Origin of the sequence: Algoriphagus terrigena DSM 22685, from assembly GCF_000429445.1 — a bacterium.
GTDB classification, from domain to species: domain Bacteria; phylum Bacteroidota; class Bacteroidia; order Cytophagales; family Cyclobacteriaceae; genus Algoriphagus; species Algoriphagus terrigena.
The window spans coordinates 25,142-45,634 of sequence record NZ_AUBW01000024.1; the positions used below are offsets into that span (position 1 = coordinate 25,142).

Sequence of the window (20,493 nt, forward strand, 5' to 3'; positions counted from 1 at the left end):
AGCCGCATGAAACAGATCCTCTACCCAATGGAAGTTTCGTCTGTTTTTGACATCCCCATTCTGAGGAAATAATTGATCAGAATGTGGATTTATCAAAGGCCTTCCCCGACTGTAATCAATCCCTGAGGCTTCCTAAAGACAAGCCTCGTCTGTGTAAAAATTGCAGCTTTCGAAGCGGAAAACCCATCACAATCGAGGAAAAAACCCCACTAAATCCTCTAAAAAAGGCAAACTGTCTTCGCATTTTCTCCGGAATCAAACAGCGAAGAGCCGACCCGGCAGTTTTGATGTCGGAAGTTGAGGATGAATTGGCAGGATTTTGAACTAAAGGAAGGTCAGAGAGAGTCTTTATCTCGAAAACCAACTCAACCATGAAAACTCAGCTTGTGATCTACCCCGCCATGTTTGTGATGCTCCTTACGGCGTGCGGCGAAAAGAAAGACTCGACTACCGAGGAGAGCATAGAAGCTCAAAATGAGATAAGCGGGGAATTGCATGAAGACGACACGTCGATGGTCAAGCGAGACGGGACTCTCCTGGATGGCGCGGTCGAACAGATGGATTCCGTACCCCTTCCTTCCCCTGTAATCAACGTGATCGAAGCAGACCCTGCGCTCTCGACAGCATCCATCGTCAGCACGAGAAAGTTCGTCGAAAACAACCAAAACTACTTTGAAGTGACTTTCTCGGCACCAAATAAAGAAACCAAAACCGTGGTCTTTGACGAAAACGGCAAGATAAAATCAGAGGATTGATCCTCATGAAACAAATGATGATGCCTCCAGCGACCGGCAGTGGAACCCAGTTTTACTTTCACATAGTGGCTGATATACAAGTCACGCCTAGACAGTAGACCCAAGATAAATCCCGGACTAGCGGGATGTAGGAAACCACAGCTGCGAGGAGGCGCCATCATTTCAAGATTGATTTTTAAAGATCTGCTATGGAACAGGCTCCGGAATTCGAGCTTTTTGATTTGAAACGCTTACTGATCGGCGGCGAAATCCCGTATTCTTTTTTGCTGGAAGTGCTGCTGCGATCGGCGGTCATGTTTTTGATGGTGCTGATCATCCTCCGGATTTCCGGCAAACGAGGCATCAAACAACTGTCAGTCTTTGAACTTGCCATCTTTATCTCTTTGGGATCGGCGGTGGGCGACCCGATGTTTTATCAGGAGGTCGGTTTACTTCCAGCCACTGTGGTGCTTATCGTGGTAATCAGCCTATACAAAGGCATCACCTTTCTCACAGGAAGATTTGAAAAAATAGAGGAGTACGTAGAAGGCAAGCCTGTCAAACTGGTCGAAGACGGCAAAATAATCTACGAAGCGTTTCGAAAAGAGGCTTTGGGCTATGATGAGTTGTTTGCACAGCTACGTCAGCACAGCGTGTCCCACCTCGGACAGGTAAGAGGCGCCTATTTGGAGACTTCTGGGGAGCTGAGCGTCTTCTATTTTCCCGATGACCAAGTCATTCCCGGCCTGCCTATTTTACCAAGGGTCTATGATTACCCGGCGACGGAGTTTTACCAAGACAAAGATTACGCCTGTACACATTGCGGACATACGCAGAATCCCGTGAAAGAAGACACGTGCGCTGTATGTGAAGAAAAGGAATGGCTGGAAACGGATCAGGCGGTGAGAGTGCATTAGTTCCACCCAAAACGAAAGAAACGTCCTCCATGAAAAACTTCAATTCTATAGGTATAACGGCTCTTTTGCTTTGCATCCTCCTCGCCTCCTGCAACAACCAATCGCTGCGGATCTTCAAATCAAGCTCCGCTCGAACCCAATATTTGCACACACTCAAAACCTCCGGAATTGCCGACACCAAGATCGGTACAGAATGGCAAAACAGCGCCTCAAAAGCCGTCTTAAACGCTGCTGTATTAGAAATCCCCGTCGCGATCCAGGGGAATTTTTTGGCAAAAAGTATCGAGGCCAACGCTTGGAAGATCCAACTCGATCAGGGTGCTTCTGTCAACATTTGGGTAGATTGGCAGGCGCGGGACAGCAGCGAACTGATCGTCGACCTACTGGCCGGGCCAGATTGGAAGGAGCTCGAGTCCTTTGCTGCGCGGGAAGACTCTGTGACCTTTGAAGCGGATAAGGCAGGTAACTACATCCTGCGAATTCAGCCCGAATTGCTCGGAGAGGGGAATTTTCAAGTTCGGGTCCAGGGAACGGCTACCTATGCAGTGTTTCCGGTTCAGGGCAGAAACAGCCGCGCAATCCAGAGTATATGGGGCGATGTCCGTGATGGCGGGCGGCGGTCGCATGAAGGCGTGGACATTTTCGCTCCCCGTGGCACCCCTGTGTTGGCTCCGGTAGCGGGCGTGGTCACCTCAGTCAGGGACCAAGGACTTGGGGGAAAACAGGTTTGGGTGCGCGACGGTGAACGCAATTGGCATCTCTACTTTGCACATCTGGACAGCCAGCTCGTCAGCAGCCTCCAACGTGTAGCACCCGGGGATACCCTAGGGCTGGTCGGCAATACGGGCAACGCGAGAACTACCGCTCCACATCTGCATTTCGGCATCTATCAAAACGGCGCAATCAATCCTTTTCCCGCAATCGAAAACGATTTTGACACTGCCCCTGAGCTTACTCCGCGGGAACTAGACCGGGTCATGACAGTGACGGCACCCAAAGCTAATCTCAGAGGCGCACCGTCCACCCGCGCTGACGTTGTCACGCAGCTCACTGACCAGACACCTGTTTTCATACTTGCCGCTACCCGCGACTGGTATCAAATCCACACTGCTGACGGACTGAGAGGATTTCTTTCGATGAGTCTAGTGGGTGAGGCTGACTCCGCTTCGCTGCCAAAGTCAGAGGCGGTTGCGCTAACGAATCTCGATCCACTGACTCAGGATGCATTGCTCGTTCAGTTGGATGAATTTGTCAAGATTGGATCAATCCGCGGCTATGACCTGATCCGGGACGCGGACGAAAATATCCTTTACCTTCCCACGGAGGGCAACTAATTTGCTCCAGCATCCTACCCAAGATGGGTATTTCCATCCTCAGCAGCAAAACCCGAACGCGGGATCGATTCAGCTATTTTTCTAATATTCTCTCCAAAAAAAACACCCTCCGGGGTCCCAAACTGGTTTTGGATTCTCGCCCAGACAGGATCAACGACAAGGGCATTCCGATTGCTTTTCTTTTCAGGTAACCAAATCAAAGAAATCATGGAAACGAATCAACCAAATAACCCCCGCGACATCAACAAAAAGTCCACTGAAGAACTCGTCCGTGAATCGCGGGTAACCAAAGAGGATCTGGAAGCGCTTGGGCCAAAAGACGACAACCTCCGGGATGACGGTGGCGACGATGAGCAACTTCTGGAGAGAACCAGACGAGCCGATTTCTCGGGCGATGAACTGGATGTCCCCGGCAGCGAACTCGACGATGAGCAGGAACGCATTGGCGCAGAAGACGAAGAAAACAACTCGTATAGCAACGCGGACGAGGAGGAGGATTAGGAACCGAGACAAGGCGGCAGGTCATTCCGAGTAGATATGCGCCTTGCAAACGACAGATTGAACTGACGTCAAAAACAAAGAACCCCCGGGGAAATGCCGGGGGTTCTTTGTTTTGCAAGCGATATAGTTGCCTACAAAATATCCTCGCGAAAACTGCTCGCGCGTAGCTTACTGCCGCTCCTCAATACCAAATATCCTCCAGCGACCCCCAGCGCCACTCTGAGCGCCACGTTGTTTTTTAGCACGGCCAGTGACAAGACATACGAACCGGCCATTAAGGACGTAATACCTTCTGCAAAATGGGTGATTCGGGCCAACCCATGCGCAACTTCATGTTTATCAATATCATGTTTCATAGCTTATTTGTTTTAAGTCAGTATTCCAATGAATGTCAATCCCGCGGGATGTTAAAAACACCTCCGGGAATTTTGGTCCCCAGAGGCATTTGGTCACTAAGGTGGTGGTAGTGATGGTTCGAGTTCGAGGTTCTTAAAACCAGCTTCTTTCCTGCACTCTGTTTTCTTCTTCCATGTCGGTGACTTTGGCCAAAAAGTCCTTCAGATGTTGGTTGAATATCTCTGGCTGCTCCAAGTTGGAGACGTGGCCAGCCTTGTCAATCACCCGAAAGTATGAGTTCTCCGTGGCCCGATGCATAAATTCTGACTGCGCCAGCGGAGTCACCTGATCTTCCCTACCACAGATGATCAAGGTCGGCACCGGGATATCGGACAGGCTCGAGCAGGTTTCGGTACGGGCGGAAAGTGCCCTCAGCCCTTCTGCTATGATATGGGTGGAGTTGGCATCCACGACTTTTTTCAGCTCCTCAACCACTTCCTTCTTCTGCGTCAAGGAATCTTCGTAGAAGACTTTTCTGATGAATTTCTCATTGAACTTCGCCGGCCCATTTTCTTCGATGTCATTGATCTCAAGCAATCTTCCCTCCTTCACATCTTTGGGATCGCTGATGCATTGCGTATCACACAGAATCAGCGCTTCCACGAGTTCGGGGTATTTTTTCTGGAAATTAAGTGCAATGTATCCGCCCATCGACAGCCCGCAGATGATCGCCTTCTTGATGCCGAGCGCGTTCATGAAACGGGCCAAGTCGATCGAAAACAAGTCAATACTGAATGAAGTGACCTCATCTCTTGATTTGCCAAATCCCCGGATATCGCAGGCGATTACCCGGTATGAGGGCGCTAAGGCTTCGAGCTGCTCCTGCCACATGGACTTGTCAAAGGGAAAGCCGTGCAAAAAGATAATCGGCAGATCGCCCTCGCCCAGATCGTCATAGGATAGATTGAAGTAATTGATAGGGATAGACAGGTCACGCCCTTGGGTTACAGTTTTCATAGCTAATCGTTTTTATAGTTAGGTAGTAGTTAGTGTCCTTGGACGGTGTATGCCGGTTTTCGCCGAATTGCTGACAAAAGCACTCCATGATTTGAAAGTCATTGCATCGATGATTTGGCAGTCTTTCCCTTAGGAGTCATTCAATTGCAGAAACTAAGCCATCGTAGGCCAGCCGCAGTCCATAAAAACCAGCTTTTCATCATCCTCTATGGAAAAGTTTGGGCTGAGTGTATTATCCACAAATCCGCCTTCGACGGACGTCATTTCAGAAAAACGCCAAATCAGAGTTTTCTAGGACATTTCGACTCCGAACAACGGGACACGCCTCAAAAAAAAATACCTATTTCGACTCGCGTGGGAGAAAAACCCGAGCTCGGATCCGCACTTTTTAATCCAAGTTACTTTCATGTTTGTGGTGAAAAGCCCGGCCATTCATACTTCTCACTTGTCGATGCTGTGGAAAAAACAACCCAATTTGGCCAATTATTCTCCCCACTTTTTCTTTCCATTCTCTTCCCAGAGCCCAAATCAAAAATTCAACTGCGCTTGTATCCGCAACAGACTTCCCTCCTGCCTGTTGTGTTGCAACTGGAAATCCTCGTAGCGGCGATTCGAAAACGTGTACATCGCCACCAGCTCAAAAGCCTTGATGGGCTGCCATTCCACACCAAGCTCCAGCTCTTTCACGGTGTAGCTGCGTGCATCCAACTCATGTTTTTTGCCTCCGTCATAATACTGCAGACGGGAAAACGGAATGAAATCCCCGGCGATGTAGGAGAATGTCACATAGCCGCCGTTCAGATTTTGCACCTCGATTTTCTGGGTTTCATGACTAAACTCCGGCCCTTGCCCCACCATGTATTCTGCCTGAATCCCGAAAGGTTTGGGATAGAGCACAAACGACACCGCCGCACGCTGATCCAAGTATTCATGTCCCAAATCCGAGGCGAGTTCAGGGCTGATTTTATCCACGACATACTTGCCGCGATAGGCCTGGACGCCCGGCTCGATCACCTGACTGCCCACCGCTATTGGCAGCGAAAACCGCGTCACCACGTGGAATTCACCGTTTTTATCCGGATGATTGGCCGTCTGCCCGTTGTAAAAACCCAATGCAAAGACCCCAAAATCGCCGGAGTGCTTCATCCCGTCCCGCTTGAGCTCGTTCATGAGGTTTCGTTTTTCCTTGTTTGCCCAATAGAAAAACACGCCTAAGTCCCGCTCATCTTTCAGGCCACTATTCAATGCATCGTCCCGGTCCAGCGGTAGACGCTGGCTGCTGGACTGCAGATTTTCATAACCAAAAGGCACCTTGCTTTGTCCGATTCTCAGGCGAAATTCATTGTCCCGATCCAACCCCAGGTCAAAGTATGCATCCTTCAAGCGGCCCACGTGATGCGACTCCCCTACCGACTTTGAGAAATCCGGCTGGAAATAGAAAAACACGCGTGGATGAATCTGCCCATAGATCTTGAAGCGAAGCCGTCTCAGCGAAAGTGAATTCTCCTCACCTCCCCAAGACTCATCGCATTGCGCACATCCTAGATTTGGATTGGTCTGAAGGAGACCGTTGTAGCGAACCTGCATGTACCCGCCAAGATGGATCTTGTCAAACCAGCCCTTGGAGGGCTTTTCTTCGGGTTTTTGGTCCTGTTGCGCTTGCGTAAAAGAGACGGAAAACAACAGCAGCAATACGAGTAGTCTTAGGCTTTTGAGAGTATTCATCGGAATCGAGGTGAAGATGGAGAAAAGAGCTTGGCAGAAATCAGTCTCTGGTTTTGTGAAGGACTTCCCCTGTGTCGGAGAGAATCACCTTCCATTCTTCCGAGAAGTTTTCCAGATCGACTGCGTAGCTGACTTGGCTTCCCTGGGTGATTTTCTCGATCCCGTCGATTCTAAGACCGGGGAAGTCTGTGCTTATCTTAGCTGTCACAGCTTTGGGAAGGTCTCCTTTGCTGATCTCCTCCTCGTGTCGGAGCTTGTTGCCAGCGGCATCGTACCAGACCTCGTGATCGGTAGACCAGCCAATTTCAAATTCTACCCGATAGTTTTGCCCGTCGATCTCCCACTCGATGTCGGAGGCTTTTGGGAATTCTTTGGAGAAACTGTTTGCTATCACCGAAGGCACTTGGCTCGGAAGAATATCCTGACCAAAGACAGCCGTTGCCGTGAGCAAAAGAGTTGTTGCGAAAGATGCGATGTACTTTTTCATAGAGATCTGGTTTTATAAGATTTGTCTCAAAGAAAAAGGGGGAATCTGGAAACAATTGGGAATCGGCAGGACCGTGAAATTTATTTTCATACTGTCCGTGGAAAAAGAAAAATTGGTTATTCAACTCATCCAATCGTCGGATGGCTCTAAATATCTACCAATGTGGGATTTGATTTCAAGGCAACAAAAATACGTCAGCCCGAACCTGCTTCAGAGGTCAGCAGCCGTCATTTATCTTTGTAAATCAAAAATTTTCCGAATCGTAATTGCTGATCGCTGCGATCTGCTCAACACAAACTACTCATCAGCAATTTGACGACTATTCTTTCGGAGAAAAAACAATAACCCAGTTCTTGATTTCTCAATACTGAAAATTCACCTTAAAACAATGCTGCCCGTCAAATCTGTACAGGATCTCAAACCCGTAAAGCTTGCAGATCGCCTGCACGATCGCCAGCCCGAGGCCTGTGCTGGAATTGTCGGTTGTTTCTTTTTGGAACCGGTCAAAAATCCGCGAAGCATCCAGGGCCTTGTCCTTGCCGGTATTGCGGATCTGAATGGAGTTTTTGCCAACCTCCACCCAGACTTTCCCGCCGGGGATGTTGTGAAAAATAGCGTTCCGAAGCAGGTTGCTGACCAGGATGGAAGCCAAACTCTCATCCATCTGCAAACTGAGATCGGCAGATTTCTCCACCGAAATCTCCACGCCACGAAAACTGGCGAAATCCTCCAAATCAGCAATCGCCTGATCGATGACATGATTGATCGTGATCGATTTATTCTCAGAAAACTGTCTGTTTTCGATCTTGGTCAGCAGCAGAAGCGACTTGTTCAGCCGGGTCAGGCGCTGGATGGTCTGTAAAATCTGCCCTACCGTTTCGGCACTTTCCGATTGCAGACTTTCTCTTTCCAACAGCAGCTCAAGCTTCGCTGTGATGACCGCAAGTGGGGTCTGGAGCTCATGAGACGCATTTTCGGTAAACTTTTTCTGATTAGAATAGGTCTCACGGGCATTTGAGATCAGCGAATTGACCGCGCTTTCCAGCTCCATGAACTCCTTGGTTTGGCTTTTGACCTCCAGTGCCGGACTCTCCTTGTCCAGACGAAAGGTTTTCAAATCTCCCAGCAGGGTATAAAACGGCTTCCAAAGTCGCTGAAGCACCACATTGTTGATCAACACGATGCTGACCACCAGGATCAAGTACAGCCAAATGATGGAGTACAGCAGGTCCTCGATCAGGTCATCCTCCTCCACGGTGGAGTTGAACACGGTCAACTGATAGTAGTCGCCGTCGTGTCTGAAGGCGGTCGTCAGCATGCGCACGGGCTCCAGATCGTTTTCGTTTTGCATGTAGAGCAGCGTATCCGTGAAGTAGTCCCGCATGGAAAGTGCCTCGTCCGGTGCAATCTGATGAAGGGTATAGTTCCCCTCTTCGTAGTCGGTCTTTTGCAAGATCGTTGAGTCGTCTTCCGTTCGCTTGATGATCAGTTGCTTGTAGTTTTCCAAGCCGTCATCGATGCTGTCGTGGATCTCGTCGAGCATATTGAAGTAAAAAATCGCCGACCAGACCGTCACAATCAAGAAGATCGAGACAGAGAGGTATTTGATGGACTGATTGAGGAGCTTCACAGTTCGGTCAGTTTATAGCCCACTCCGTAGATCGACTGGATTTCGATCTCGGCTTTTGACGATTGCAGTTTTTTGCGGAGGTTTTTGATCTGATAGTAGATGAAGTCAAAATTGTCCGCCTGGTCGATCGCATCGCCCCAGACGTGCTCGGCGAGGGCATTTTTGGTGATCAGGCGATTCTTGTTGACCAGGAAATAGTTGAGAATATCAAACTCCTTCCGATTCAAGTCCAGCAACTCGCCGTCCACTTTAAACTCCCGCTCCGTGAGATCCAATGCGGTATTTCCGGTCAGGATCTGATTGGAGCCGTTTAGATTTTTTCTGCGAAAAACAGCCTTGATCCGGGCATTGAGCTCCGCGATGTGGAATGGCTTCGTCAGGTAGTCATCCGCACCCAGTCCCAGACCGATCAGCTTGTCATCCAGCGAATCTTTTGCGGAGATGATGATCACATTGCCCTCGACTTTGGTTTTCTTCAGCACTTCCAAGAGCTCCAAGCCACTTCCTCCGGGCAACATGACGTCCAGCAGGATGCAGTCGTATTCGTAGAGGGAGATCTTCTCCATCGCGGAGTCAAATTCTGAGGCATGCTCCACCAGATAAAGTTCCTTTTCAAGACTCTTTTGGATTGCATCGGCCAGTTCGGCCTCATCTTCGATCAGCAGAATTTTCATCAGCTCAAAAATAGGGAGCAAATCTGGAAAGAATTGGGAATCCGGAATTTTCGGAGCGGAACAAACCTCACTAAAAGGGCTTCAACGACGAATTCCCAGTGAGAATTTGTGATCCTATTTGAGTTGGAACTCTCTTTTCACGCCTTGGACGTTGGTAGTCACAGGACCATCTTTGGATTCTGACCGATCTCTCTTACTTTTTTTGATGTCTATTCCCTAATTTAACCCCATGCACCGACGTCCTTTTCTCCAAAAAATCAGCCTACTCGGCTCTTCAATCATGATCCTGCCTTTTATTTCCTACGGGAAAATGGACTTCCCAAAAGCCACCCGTCTCAAGTTCATCACTGCCTCCGACGGACACTTTGGCCAGCCCGAGACTGATTTTGAGGGCTCCCATCGACAGCTGCTCGAAGCCATCAACAAGGAGGAAAACGTCGATTTTGTGGTTTTCAACGGAGATCTGATCCACGACGAACCCAAGTGGATGCCCGAGGTGAAGAAGGTATATGACGCGCTAAAAGTACCCTACTACACCACCAGAGGCAATCATGACCGAGTTTCGGATGCAGTCTGGGAGCAGATCTGGGGGCGGCCGGACAATTTTAGTTTGGTCAGCAAAGAACAGTATGGAGTGATATTGGCCAGCTCTTCCAATGAAGAAGGGAAATACCTATGCGTCGATGCAGGATTTCTGAATACCGAACTGGAAAAATTCAAAGACCTCTCCCATGTCTTCCTTTTTGTCCACATCTCCCAAAACGACTGGACACGGCACGGCATCCCCTGTCAGGAGATCTTGGATCTGATCGCCAGCTATCCTAATGTAAAGGCCACTTTTCATGGGCACGACCACGACGTGGACGGGATCATGCTATATAAGAAAAAGCCCTTTCTCTGGTCAGGCCATTTTGGAGGCAGCTGGGGAAATCCTTTTCCAAGCTATCGGGTAGTCGAAGTCGGCGAAGACGGCAAGACCATCACCTACCTCAAGACGGTGAAAGACGGAACGATCCTTAATGGGAACAATCTGTAAAGTGAAACCAACTGGCTTTTTTCGCAGCTTTTCACACCCTTTCAATCGCTTACATCAGGACATAGACTTCTCAAAATTCTTTTATCTTGGCTTCTTAAGCTCAAAGACCCAATTTACCTACCTCACCTATGCAATACCGGACACTTGGAAAAACCGGCCTCGAAGTCTCAATTCTTGGCTTTGGAGCGTCTCCGATGGGAAATGTATTTGACCCTGTCGACGAAAGCGAGGCAATTGCGACCGTCCGTTACGCCTTGGACCATGGTGTCAATTTCTTCGACGTCTCCCCTTTTTACGGCTTGACACTGGCAGAATCCCGATTGGGAAAAGCATTGGAAGGCAAGCGAAAAGACATCATCCTGGCAAGCAAATGCGGACGCTACGACCTGCAGGACTTCGATTTCTCCAGAAAGAAAATACTCCAAAGCATCGACGAATCCCTCGCTCGGCTAAAGACCGATTACCTCGATCTTTTTCAGTTACATGACATCGAGTTTGTGGACAAACAAATCATCCTTGAGGAAGCAGTGCCGGCGATTCAGGAGGTGGTAGCTTCCGGCAAGGCGCGATTTTGGGGGATCACAGGTTTGCCGGTTCGATACCTGGCTCAGATCACAAGGGAAACCAACACAGACACCGTCCTTTCCTGGGGACATTACAACTTGCTGGAGGACGAGATCAATGATGAACTCGTTCCACTCTCTGCCGAGATGGGCTTTGGCTTGATGAATGCCGCTCCGCTGATGCAGCGGATTCTTTCCGATGGAAACCTGCCACCCTGGCATCGCTCTCCAGACGAAGTCAAGGCCTTGCAGCCTGTGTTGCTAGGGCTTTGTAAAACCTTTGGGGTAAGGCTGAGCGATGTGGCTTTGCGCTACGCGATGGATCATCCAAGGATCGCCACGACCCTTGTGGGCATGTGCGAACTCGATGTGGTCAAGCAAAACGTTGCCGCCGTCGACTTTGAAATCCCCGTGGAATTATTGCAGAAGATCGAATCCCTCGTCGCTCCGGTCAAAAACAGGATGTGGTTTGAAGGAAAAGAGGAGAACAATATTTAGTAGCAAGATTTTAGTATCAAGTATCAAGACGCAAGTATCAAGATGCATTGGGTACTACTTGGATCTAACCAAGACATAATAAGTAGAAATAGGGCAGATTTGGGTTAGAGATCACTCCACGCTTGCCCTCGTATTTCGTAAATCGTAATTCGTAAATAGATGAAATCGAGCATGAATCAAACGTCACAAACTGGGATGATTATCAGCCATGCGAGATTCCATGTGGCCATTGAAAATAAATTATGAACTCATGAAAGCACTTTTTCTTACCGAAGTCGGAAAATCAGAAGTCCGCGAAATCGAAAAGCCATCACCGAAAGCCGGAGAAGTCCTCCTGGAAGTAGGCATGGTGGGGTTTTGCGGCGGAGACATGAATGGCTTCAAAGGCCTCTTTCCACTTCAGGAATACCCAAACATTCTGGGGCATGAGGTCGGAGCTACAGTCCTTGGCTATGGCACCGATGTGCCGGGCACCATCCAAATTGGCGACAAGGTCACGCTTTACCCCTACTTGGCTTGCGGTACCTGCGTGGCTTGCCGAAAAGGTCGTCCCAATGCCTGTAAAACCAACAAAACCATGGGAGTTCGTCGTCCCGGCGCCATGACCAGATACATTTGCGCGCCTTGGAAAGATCTCTTTATTTCCAAAAAACTCAACCTACGCGAATTGGCCTTGGCAGAACCCTTGACGGTAGGATTTCATGCCGTCAGCCGGGGAAGAGTCACTGCAGAAGACTGCGTCGCCGTGATCGGCTGCGGGATCGTCGGACTGGGTGCCGTCGCCTCTGCGGTCAACCGAAACGCTACGGTAATCGCGATCGATTTGGATGACTCCAAGCTGGAAATCGCCCGCAAGATCGGCGTCGCCCATACCATCAATCCTTCCAAGGTTGACCTGCATGAAACCTTGCAAGCGCTCACCAATGGCGATGGGCCGGATGTGATCATTGAAGCCGTGGGCAGCCCGATGACTTATCGAAGTGCGGTAGAGGAAGTTGCCTTTCTCGGCAGGGTGGTGTGTATCGGCTATGCGAAGGCCGCAGTGGAGTTCAATACCTCACTTTTTGTCCAAAAGGAAATCGAAATCCTGGGATCAAGAAACTGTGTGGGAAAAGTGGATTTCCCAGAGGTAATCTCCTATCTGGAAGCCGGAAAATTCCCCGTTGAGGATGTCATTTCAAAGGTCATTTCCATCGACGAAGGGCCCGAAACTCTAAAATCCTGGTCGGAAAATCCCCAGGGCATCATCAAGATTATGATTGACTTTGACAGATAAGCTATGATCCGATCTGCCGTCACCATCAATTTGGTTGACACCATGAGCTCTGGGCCTTGGATCTACTGGCATGACTTAGAGGGAAGCCTGCGAAAAGCTGCTGAACTAGGCTTTGACGGGGTAGAACTCTTTACACGCTCAGGAAATGACCTGGATATCGAACACCTGCGCCAAAGGCTGGATCACTATGGGCTGTTAGTCGCAGCCGTGGGTACCGGGGCGGGAAAAGTGCTCCATGGCTTGACCCTGACTGATCCCGATCCGGAAATCCGGAAAAAGGCCATTTCCTTTATCTCAGACATGATTTCCTTTGGTGCAAAGTTTGGTGCTCCGGCGATCATCGGCTCCATGCAGGGAAGCTTTGGATTGGGTACGGGCCCAAGATTAGAGCATGGATTTCAGCACTTTTGCGAAGGGTTAGATATCTTAGGTGAACAAGCCAAAGAAGAAGGAGTGTTCCTGTTGGTCGAGCCACTGAATCGGTATGAAACTTCAGGATTCAATTACGTTTTCGCCTTTGACAACTTTCAGCCCTACCTGAAGACCAGAAACGTAAAAGTATTGGCAGATCTTTTCCACATGAATATCGAGGAGGAAAATCTGGCTCAAGCCGTTTTGGATTATGGAAAGCACATTGGGCACGTACATTTCGCGGATTCTAATCGCCGTCCAATGGGTTTGGGTCATACTGACATGACGCCAATCGCGGAAGCGCTGAAGGAGATCGGCTATTCAGGTTATGTCTCAGCGGAAGCGTTTCCCTACCCGAATCCGGAAGCTGCGGCGGAGCAGACGATTAGGGAGTTCCGCAAGTATTTTAGATAATTTGATTTACGAGAAACGATTTACGAGGGGCTGAATAGAATTGAGGCTCCGGACTCTGGGGACTTTACCACCTTCCATCCTTACCATTTTCAACTTATAAAAATATCGAACATCGAACCAGCCTGCGGCGGGCAGGTGCTGAATTTCGAACGCCGAAGTGAGGGCCAACCTTACAACTTTTGAACTTTACCACCTTACAACTGACAAAAATCTTAATTCCATGCAACGCTTCTGCCTCACCCTTGACCTGATCGACGATCCCGAATCCATTCGCATCTATGAGCAACACCACGCTCCCGGCGCGGCTTGGCCACAGGTCACCCAGCACGACATCGACTGCGGGATTCTGAACATCGAGATCTTTCGCACCGGCAACCGGATGTTTATGATCTTGGAGACAGTGGATGAGTTTACCTTCGAGAAAAAAGCGGAGCAGGACGGAGCCAACCCCATCATCGCCAAATGGGAGGAGCTGATGTGGGGCTTTCAGCAGCCAATTCCCTGGGCCAAACCGGGGGAGAAATGGGTGTTGATGGATCGGATTTTTAAGTCTGGATTGTGATCTATTCCTCAGAGGTGAAATGCATTAAAATAAAATAAAACATTAATTAGTTCAAATATTTGCTTTCCCCATATCGAAGGTTAATTTCGTTTTCAAGTTAATTCACCCAAAATGAAAACAATACTCAACAAAATAGTTTTTGGAGGTTTATTTATTTTTCTTTCCTGGAAAGGATTTGACGGTCTCATCATCAACCTTTTTCACAGTGACACCAAGACCTTCGACATCTCTCAACTTGAACAACTGAGTATGGTTAACGAAAGAAACATTGACATCATCAATGGCATTCCGTACAAAGAAGATTTCATTTATTTTCAGGAAAACCAATTCTCGGCTGTGGATATTATATATCCTTTGATGAGTAGCAAACAAGCTGAAAAACATTATAACGATGAACCGATAAAGGTCAAAGTATTGGTTAGGCTGAATAACCAAACTCGAGATTGTCTCACTTCTGGCGATTGTCTTCCAATCGACAGTGCCTCCGTGAATGGACTCGTAAAATCAGGCTTAGAAAATTTGAGTGAAGATGATTTCAAAGCTATTGAAACAGATTTATTGAAACTGGACAAAAATGTTATTCTACTAGAGCCTAATGAAAAACCAATTATCTGGTATTGGAACTTGGCAATGTTTGTCGTTGGAACAATATTCGGAATTGCAATTCTAAAGTCTTTTTTTCGGCGAGCCAATAGCGTAGAAGAATATTGGATCATGGTGACTGAGAAAGACCAAAGTTGACAAAATGATTCCACTTGGAAATTAACATTCACAAAGTCTCCCGCATGACATCGACTTTGTGATTCTGAATATAGAAATCTTCCTTACCGGCAACCGGATGTTTATGATCTTGGAGACGGTCGACGAATTTACCTTTGAGAGAAAAGCCGAGCAGGACTCCGCAAACCCGGTCATTGAAAATGGGAGGAGTTGATTTGGGATTTCAGCAGCCGATTCCATGGGCTAAACCGGGGGAGAAATGGGTGCTGATGGATCGGATTTTTAAGTCGGGGTTATAGGGATGTTCGGGATTTGCAATCCAGTATGCTAGACCTATCATACCCGTATTTTCAACAAAATTACTCAGCAGTCTTTGCCGCCAATTTCAGCTTTCTGTTCAGTACTTTGATGGGAATTTTATACCCCAGATCAATCGCAAAGCCATTGATGCTGCCAGTGCTTTCGACTGAGATCGGCGTCCCGTTGACCACGTAGTTTGCATGGATCTTCACCAAATCAGGGGACGCAAAGTTTTTGGAAAGCTTAAAAGTCAGCAAACTGGAGTTGAAAACACTCATCTCAACCAGAACCCCGGCATTGAAAGCAAACCTGCCATGCGTGAGTTCTCTATCTGAATATGCTTCGCTGGTGTATTCAAATTCCTTTCCGTAGATAATTGCACCTCCCTTGCCAGATGAAGTAAACCAGGAATTGCTCTGATCTTTTAGCATAAAATACGTACTGAGACTGGGCCCGATTCTTAACGAGTTTCGATCATTAAGCGCGATTTGGTACTTGATAGTAAGTGGGATCACAGGCATATTGTAAGGCTCCCAGCTCATAATCACCGCTTCTATTCCCTCGAAGTCGATTTGATAGTTGGCGTTGTAGGTAAAATTCCCGAAGCCTGATTCCAGAGAAAACCCATTCCGATAATAACCCAAAACAGTCTGAAACTGGCTGCTGGAATTGGAATACCCATAGTCGTTAGAAAGTGGATTCTCCCTACTTCTCAGGCCCCCATACGCCATAAAATACCAGCCATCTTCCAAGGAAAGTTCGTGCTTCAGCAATTTATTATCGTTGTAAAGCCGCTTTGGGGCTCGGCTCATCGTAGTCTTCATATTCACGCCATTGATCCCATATCCCAGAAAAAGCCCGACATAGGAACCTCTACTTTTGACCGACAGTACATTCTCTATGCGTTCATTGTATCGGACGGGCGCATTCATCTGATCCATCACCCAGAGCCCCTGCTGATATCTCAGACCTCCGAAAAAATAATTCCCTCTGCGGTTATAAATCTTGGTGCCGCCTTCCAGTCTTATTCCCATTCCAATATCAGACATGGATCTGACCCCAAGCGGAATCCCGTCCCATTCATTGTCACTTTCATAGATATCCAGAACCGCAGGACTTTTCATCAAACTAAGGCTCGGCTGGAGATAGAGATTTCCCCAGGTTTTTCGCACTCCCAAAGCGATCAGCGGAATCCCCGCGGTCGAATAACCTGTAATCTGCAGCGTATCTATTTGTCTGGAGTAGGCATAAGTCCCCAGCTCTCGCTTGAAAAACTCCAGCTGGGCACTGAACTGCCAGTCGTTTTTCAGCCCCCAAAGAAAACTGGATCCGATATGCCAACTAACCTGATTGCTTGGGGATATGTTATAGTTATTCGGGGTAACTTCATAGTTCAAAAGTGCCTTGGATGGCCCGCCATATAGCTCGATTGCAAACTTCTCCTGAGAGAAACTTCCTGATACACAGCCGAAAAATGCGAAAGCGAAAAATAGCGTTGATCTATTCATAGCATGAAAATAAAAATAAAGTCACACTATAAACTAATTAAATACTCCTTTTATTGTAGTCGTTTTTAAAAATAATTATCGCTCTTTCACTTCCCTTTTATGCCAGTAAGAAGCCAAGATCGACCCTGAGATATTCATCACCGGACCAAAAACTGCCGCAGCTAAGCCTACGGTGGCGATCTTGCCCATCTCTTTGGCAATTCCCGAGGCCAATCCGGCGTTCTGCATACCGACCTCAATGGCTACGGTGCGGCAGTCCTTTTCACTCATTCTACATAGTCTGGCAAACCAATACCCGATCGAATAGCCAGAAAAGTTGTGTATCAAAACCAAGCCAATCAACAGTAATCCAATGTCCAACAAGGCATCCCGCCCAGCTGCTGTGATCACGACGATAATCAAACCAATCCCGATCATGGACACGAGCGGCATGGCTTTGTCCAGCCAGCCAGATTTGCCTCTGAAGATCTTATTGAAGATCAGACCGGCCCCAATCGGGATGATGATCATCTTGAAGATATCCCACATCATCTTCACCAAGTCGATCTCGATATACTGTCCTGCCAGCATTTTCATCAAAAAAGGCGTCATCAGCGGCGCCAGCATCGTGGTCACCGCAGTCAGCGTGATGGAAAGCGCCAAATTGGCTTTCGCCAGATAGGTCATCACATTACTGGCCAAGCCGCTCGGAGAGCTTCCGATCAAAATCAGACCGGCGGCAATCTCAGGCGGCAAGCCACTGAGCCAAGCCAAGGTCACACCCAGCAAAGGCATGATCAGAAACTGTGCTCCTACTCCTATCAGCACGGCCTGGGGAGTCTTCACAACCCCGGCGAAGTCTCGGATACTCATCGATGTCCCCATCCCGAACATGATCACCTGGATCAGTGGAGTGATCAGATTGGTGAATTTGTAACCGTTGTACTCTTGGAAAAACCCAGGGTAAAACATTGCCATGGTCACGGCCGCAAGGATCATCAGCGAATAGGTCAAGCCCCTGAGCGACTCATAGCCCCGACTTCCGATCCCCAGCAAGACGAAGAATAAGATCAAAAGCGGGCCTGTCCAATCGGTAAGGGAACTTGCCCACGCTCCGAGACTGAGAAGCAAAACAAAAAAAGAACTGTAGAGGAAGTAAGAATAGGTTTTTGGATTCAAAACTGAGGTATTTTGGGTGATGTAAAATATAGAAAATCTCCGTCGAAAAGCATTCGCCAGCCGACGGAGATTAGATTGAACTTAGCTGTAAGTCCGATCGTGAGAACGTTTTTCATTCCACATATCAGTCGGAGCAAAATAGCTGTTGTCAGATTTGTGTAGATGAGCTTTGACCACCTCCTCATTCAGTTCGATGCCTAAGCCCGGTGCATCCAGCGGAACCGGCGCGTAGCCTTTGTCGATCATCTTGCCTCCACCGGTCATGATGACCATGTCTTCCCACCAAGGAATATCTACCGAGTGATGCTCGAGTGCCAGGAAGTTTTGCGAAGCGGCTGCGCAATGAACATTTGCCATGAAAGAAACGGGAGTTCCTGCTTGGTGCATAGCCATCGAGATCCCCTTTTCCTCTGCATAATCCGCAATTCGCTTGGTCTCCAAAAGCCCGCCCGAAGAGGCTAAATCCGGATGGATAATATCCACCGCATGATTGTCTATCAGGTCTTTGAAGTATTGAAGCAGATAAATATCCTCACCCGTCGTAGTCGGCGTGTTCAGGGAATCGGTGATCGTCTTGTGCTGTTGCCACATCTGCCACGGCACCATATCCTCCAACCAAGCCAGACGGTATTTATCAAGCGCCTGCCCCAGCCGGATGCAATTGTTCAAATCAAAGTGTCCGTAGTGATCTGTAGATATTGGGATATCATAGCCTACCATCCCCCGCACATGATCGACAATCTTTGCCAGTTCGTCGAGACCTTTCTCTGTAATCTGAATCCCGGTGAATGGATGCGCCGTGTTTGAATAGGAATTATACCCACCAGACCATTGGCTCCTCCCTCCTAGTTTAAAAATCTCAGGATTCACGATACACCCCGGGATATCCATGATTTCTCCAATGGAGACGTCCATCTTCAGCCAGGTATATCCCTGCTCTTCTGTTCTGAATTTGATCAACTTCAATTGTTCTTCAGGGGAATCGGCCTCGGGTGTATCGGCATAGAGCCGCACCGAATCGCGATATCGCCCTCCGAGGAGTTGCCAGGCTGGCACGTTGTAGGCTTTTCCGCAAAGATCCCACAGCGCCATTTCCACTCCGCAGACTCCTCCGGCTTGGCGGGACTGACCTCCAAACTGCTTGATGATCTTGAAGATCTTCTCCACGTTGCATGGGTTTTCGCCTAGAATCCGGCTTTTCAGCATCAGCGCATACTTGGGATCAGCTCCATCCCGCACTTCCCCCAACCCATAAATGCCTTGGTTGGTATCAATCCTCAGAATCGCCGTCCCGCCCATTACAGCAGTGTGGGCATATCTCAGATCGGTGATCTTCAAATCAGATGGAGCGGAAGCTCTTTTTACATTCTTGGTGGTTTCGGCCATCGTGTCCTCGATCCCGAGGCCCATGAGCGCAGTCAGACTCAGCCCACCCAGCGCTGTTTTCTTCAAAAAATCCCGTCTGTTATCTTTTGTAAATGGGCTATCGATTTCCGCCTGCCGCTGCACAGCGTAAGCTCGCTCCTGCTCCTTATTCTTCTGAATCAGGTGTTGTAATGTGTTTTTCATTTTATAGTTGTTTTGGGTTTTGTTATGTTGAAAAAAGAGAAAGGATCAGCCTTCTACCAATTCCTTTCCTTGAAGTAATTGTCGAGTTCGGCTTTGCTCATGGGAAGTTTTCCAGGGTAGTTGTTGAGCCAATCCAGGAAGTCCTTTTTGATGGCATCTGTCCACTGACTGTCGATCTCACCGGCGAGGTATTTCCCTTCGCGCAAGCGCAGGTGTCCAAACTCATCCCGCAGTCCGGTCACTTCAGAAGTCAAAACCAGCTCCTCCACCAAGTAGGCAGGGATAAAAATCACCCCGTATTTTTTCGCCAAAACCACATCGCCCGGCAGGACGGTAGCCCGACCTACCCGAATCGGTGTGTTGATCGAGCTGAGCATCATCTGCTGAATGTAAGATGGATCTTGGCCCTTCATCCAAGCGTTGAATCCGTCGATCTCAGACAGCCCTTCCTGATCCCGCACTGATCCGTAGAAGATCACTCCACGCTGGGATTTCGCATAGATGGAGTTCCCAAGGTTGTCGCCGATGAGCGTCCCGTCGGCGATCTTGCCATAGCCGTCCGCCACATAGACGTCGCCATTTGTCAGGATATCAATGGGCCAGGAGTTGGTTCCTCCTTTGGGCGACCGACCCTCTTTGTCCACGCCCTGGGTTTTCACCTGCTTCTCCAGATCCGGTCTCAGCGGCATGTATTGGGCAGTGACCACGCGGCCTGTCATGGCCTCGTCCGGCAGCATGATCTGCCAGTCTCCTTCGTATTGATTTTGGAAGCCCTTGTTGCGAAGGACGCCCCAGGCCTCTTCAATTGAGATGTTTTTAAGACGCTCCAAAATAGCATCTGAGACTTTGGGTCTGCCATCCGGAAATCGCTCCCCCGTCCAGTCCGCCGTCAGCGCTTTGATATACTCGGGACTTGCCCCGACATTTTGTGAAAATGCCTGCGTTGCCAGCCCGCCAGAGAGCAGGAGAAGTGTAAGCAAGCGGAAAAATCCGGTGTGTTTCATAAGTTTTGGGTTATTGGTTATTGGACTATTCGTTATTGGTTTACTATAATGGGTTAAGGGTTAAGTTAGAACTGAACGTTGCTTGCAATTCAGGCTTCGACTACCTCAGCCTGACAACG

The 20,493-nt window shown here is 48.6% G+C and carries 20 protein-coding genes; 10 read left to right on the plus strand and 10 right to left on the minus strand.

The window, feature by feature from the left end:
- Positions 1 to 371 precede the first annotated feature (371 nt).
- From G459_RS0119780 to G459_RS0119800, 4 genes are all read left to right on the plus strand, one after another.
- Positions 372 to 755 (plus strand): hypothetical protein, encoded by a 384-nt coding sequence (locus G459_RS0119780; RefSeq protein ID WP_026969193.1) that lies wholly within the window; start codon positions 372 to 374, stop codon positions 753 to 755.
- A gap of 188 nt (positions 756 to 943) precedes the next feature.
- A complete protein-coding gene (locus tag G459_RS0119785) occupies positions 944 to 1,651 on the plus strand; it encodes a DUF421 domain-containing protein (protein WP_026969194.1) in 708 nt (235 codons plus the stop codon).
- A 29-nt stretch (positions 1,652 to 1,680) separates the two neighbouring features.
- The gene (locus G459_RS0119790) at positions 1,681 to 2,985 is read left to right on the plus strand and encodes a M23 family metallopeptidase (RefSeq protein WP_026969195.1); all 1,305 of its coding nucleotides are present in this window, start codon (positions 1,681 to 1,683) and stop codon (positions 2,983 to 2,985) included.
- Between the two features lie 207 nt (positions 2,986 to 3,192).
- Positions 3,193 to 3,486: a hypothetical protein gene (locus G459_RS0119800; RefSeq protein ID WP_084454597.1), complete on the plus strand. Its 294-nt coding sequence runs from the start codon at positions 3,193 to 3,195 to the stop codon at positions 3,484 to 3,486.
- Between the two features lie 131 nt (positions 3,487 to 3,617).
- Here G459_RS0119800 and G459_RS0119805 read toward each other — a convergent pair whose 3' ends face one another.
- The 6 genes from G459_RS0119805 to G459_RS0119840 form a co-directional block, all read right to left on the minus strand.
- A complete protein-coding gene (locus tag G459_RS0119805) occupies positions 3,618 to 3,842 on the minus strand; it encodes a hypothetical protein (RefSeq protein WP_026969197.1) in 225 nt (74 codons plus the stop codon).
- A 133-nt stretch (positions 3,843 to 3,975) separates the two neighbouring features.
- Positions 3,976 to 4,839 carry an alpha/beta fold hydrolase gene (locus G459_RS0119810; RefSeq protein WP_026969198.1) on the minus strand — a complete coding sequence of 288 codons (864 nt, stop codon included), beginning with the start codon at positions 4,837 to 4,839 and terminating at the stop codon, positions 3,976 to 3,978.
- 528 nt (positions 4,840 to 5,367) lie between these two features.
- Complete coding sequence (locus G459_RS0119825; protein WP_026969199.1) at positions 5,368 to 6,564, minus strand: porin; 1,197 nt, start codon at positions 6,562 to 6,564, stop codon at positions 5,368 to 5,370.
- A 40-nt stretch (positions 6,565 to 6,604) separates the two neighbouring features.
- The gene (locus tag G459_RS0119830; protein WP_026969200.1) at positions 6,605 to 7,051 is read right to left on the minus strand and encodes a PepSY-like domain-containing protein; all 447 of its coding nucleotides are present in this window, start codon (positions 7,049 to 7,051) and stop codon (positions 6,605 to 6,607) included.
- Between the two features lie 361 nt (positions 7,052 to 7,412).
- Complete coding sequence (locus G459_RS0119835) at positions 7,413 to 8,681, minus strand: sensor histidine kinase (RefSeq protein WP_026969201.1); 1,269 nt, start codon at positions 8,679 to 8,681, stop codon at positions 7,413 to 7,415.
- Positions 8,678 to 9,355 (minus strand): response regulator transcription factor, encoded by a 678-nt coding sequence (locus G459_RS0119840; protein WP_026969202.1) that lies wholly within the window; start codon positions 9,353 to 9,355, stop codon positions 8,678 to 8,680. Before G459_RS0119840 ends, G459_RS0119835 begins: the two co-directional genes overlap by 4 nt.
- A 229-nt stretch (positions 9,356 to 9,584) precedes the next feature.
- Here G459_RS0119840 and G459_RS0119845 point away from each other — a divergent pair, with 229 nt between their 5' ends.
- The 6 genes from G459_RS0119845 to G459_RS0119870 all read left to right on the plus strand — a co-directional run bounded on the left by G459_RS0119845 (position 9,585) and on the right by G459_RS0119870 (position 14,856).
- Complete coding sequence (locus G459_RS0119845; protein ID WP_026969203.1) at positions 9,585 to 10,391, plus strand: metallophosphoesterase family protein; 807 nt, start codon at positions 9,585 to 9,587, stop codon at positions 10,389 to 10,391.
- Positions 10,392 to 10,519: 128 nt separating this feature from the next.
- Positions 10,520 to 11,452, plus strand: coding sequence for an aldo/keto reductase (locus G459_RS0119850; RefSeq protein WP_026969204.1), 933 nt, complete (start codon positions 10,520 to 10,522; stop codon positions 11,450 to 11,452).
- 250 nt (positions 11,453 to 11,702) lie between these two features.
- The gene (locus G459_RS0119855) at positions 11,703 to 12,728 is read left to right on the plus strand and encodes a zinc-binding alcohol dehydrogenase family protein (RefSeq protein ID WP_026969205.1); all 1,026 of its coding nucleotides are present in this window, start codon (positions 11,703 to 11,705) and stop codon (positions 12,726 to 12,728) included.
- 3 nt (positions 12,729 to 12,731) lie between these two features.
- Positions 12,732 to 13,553 (plus strand): sugar phosphate isomerase/epimerase family protein, encoded by an 822-nt coding sequence (locus tag G459_RS0119860; RefSeq protein ID WP_035456486.1) that lies wholly within the window; start codon positions 12,732 to 12,734, stop codon positions 13,551 to 13,553.
- Positions 13,554 to 13,773: 220 nt separating this feature from the next.
- Entirely contained in the window at positions 13,774 to 14,115 is a 342-nt protein-coding gene (locus G459_RS0119865; RefSeq protein ID WP_026969207.1) for an L-rhamnose mutarotase, read from the plus strand.
- 111 nt (positions 14,116 to 14,226) lie between these two features.
- Positions 14,227 to 14,856 carry a hypothetical protein gene (locus tag G459_RS0119870; RefSeq protein ID WP_026969208.1) on the plus strand — a complete coding sequence of 210 codons (630 nt, stop codon included), beginning with the start codon at positions 14,227 to 14,229 and terminating at the stop codon, positions 14,854 to 14,856.
- Between the two features lie 338 nt (positions 14,857 to 15,194).
- On the opposite strand, the gene G459_RS0119880 is transcribed toward G459_RS0119870, so the two are convergent.
- The 4 genes from G459_RS0119880 to G459_RS0119895 form a co-directional block, all read right to left on the minus strand.
- Positions 15,195 to 16,643, minus strand: coding sequence for a hypothetical protein (locus G459_RS0119880; protein WP_026969209.1), 1,449 nt, complete (start codon positions 16,641 to 16,643; stop codon positions 15,195 to 15,197).
- Between the two features lie 75 nt (positions 16,644 to 16,718).
- Complete coding sequence (locus G459_RS27995; RefSeq protein WP_035456488.1) at positions 16,719 to 17,801, minus strand: bile acid:sodium symporter family protein; 1,083 nt, start codon at positions 17,799 to 17,801, stop codon at positions 16,719 to 16,721.
- Between the two features lie 81 nt (positions 17,802 to 17,882).
- Entirely contained in the window at positions 17,883 to 19,370 is a 1,488-nt protein-coding gene (locus G459_RS0119890) for a mandelate racemase/muconate lactonizing enzyme family protein (RefSeq protein WP_026969210.1), read from the minus strand.
- Positions 19,371 to 19,423: 53 nt separating this feature from the next.
- On the minus strand, positions 19,424 to 20,374 hold the full coding sequence (locus G459_RS0119895; protein ID WP_245588209.1) for an RraA family protein: 951 nt from the start codon (positions 20,372 to 20,374) through the stop codon (positions 19,424 to 19,426).
- Positions 20,375 to 20,493: the final 119 nt, after the last annotated feature.

Bases quoted from the DNA above. Each gene is read 5' to 3' on its own strand.
- G459_RS0119780 (WP_026969193.1), top strand. From the start codon at position 372: ATGAAAACTCAGCTTGTGATCTACCCCGCCATGTTTGTGATGCTCCTT.
- G459_RS0119785 (WP_026969194.1), top strand. From the start codon at position 944: ATGGAACAGGCTCCGGAATTCGAGCTTTTTGATTTGAAACGCTTACTG.
- G459_RS0119790 (WP_026969195.1), top strand. From the start codon at position 1,681: ATGAAAAACTTCAATTCTATAGGTATAACGGCTCTTTTGCTTTGCATC.
- G459_RS0119800 (WP_084454597.1), top strand. From the start codon at position 3,193: ATGGAAACGAATCAACCAAATAACCCCCGCGACATCAACAAAAAGTCC.
- G459_RS0119805 (WP_026969197.1), bottom strand. From the start codon at position 3,842: ATGAAACATGATATTGATAAACATGAAGTTGCGCATGGGTTGGCCCGA.
- G459_RS0119810 (WP_026969198.1), bottom strand. From the start codon at position 4,839: ATGAAAACTGTAACCCAAGGGCGTGACCTGTCTATCCCTATCAATTAC.
- G459_RS0119825 (WP_026969199.1), bottom strand. From the start codon at position 6,564: ATGAATACTCTCAAAAGCCTAAGACTACTCGTATTGCTGCTGTTGTTT.
- G459_RS0119830 (WP_026969200.1), bottom strand. From the start codon at position 7,051: ATGAAAAAGTACATCGCATCTTTCGCAACAACTCTTTTGCTCACGGCA.
- G459_RS0119840 (WP_026969202.1), bottom strand. From the start codon at position 9,355: ATGAAAATTCTGCTGATCGAAGATGAGGCCGAACTGGCCGATGCAATC.
- G459_RS0119845 (WP_026969203.1), top strand. From the start codon at position 9,585: ATGCACCGACGTCCTTTTCTCCAAAAAATCAGCCTACTCGGCTCTTCA.
- G459_RS0119850 (WP_026969204.1), top strand. From the start codon at position 10,520: ATGCAATACCGGACACTTGGAAAAACCGGCCTCGAAGTCTCAATTCTT.
- G459_RS0119855 (WP_026969205.1), top strand. From the start codon at position 11,703: ATGAAAGCACTTTTTCTTACCGAAGTCGGAAAATCAGAAGTCCGCGAA.
- G459_RS0119860 (WP_035456486.1), top strand. From the start codon at position 12,732: ATGATCCGATCTGCCGTCACCATCAATTTGGTTGACACCATGAGCTCT.
- G459_RS0119865 (WP_026969207.1), top strand. From the start codon at position 13,774: ATGCAACGCTTCTGCCTCACCCTTGACCTGATCGACGATCCCGAATCC.
- G459_RS0119870 (WP_026969208.1), top strand. From the start codon at position 14,227: ATGAAAACAATACTCAACAAAATAGTTTTTGGAGGTTTATTTATTTTT.
- G459_RS0119880 (WP_026969209.1), bottom strand. From the start codon at position 16,643: ATGAATAGATCAACGCTATTTTTCGCTTTCGCATTTTTCGGCTGTGTA.
- G459_RS0119890 (WP_026969210.1), bottom strand. From the start codon at position 19,370: ATGAAAAACACATTACAACACCTGATTCAGAAGAATAAGGAGCAGGAG.
- G459_RS0119895 (WP_245588209.1), bottom strand. From the start codon at position 20,374: ATGAAACACACCGGATTTTTCCGCTTGCTTACACTTCTCCTGCTCTCT.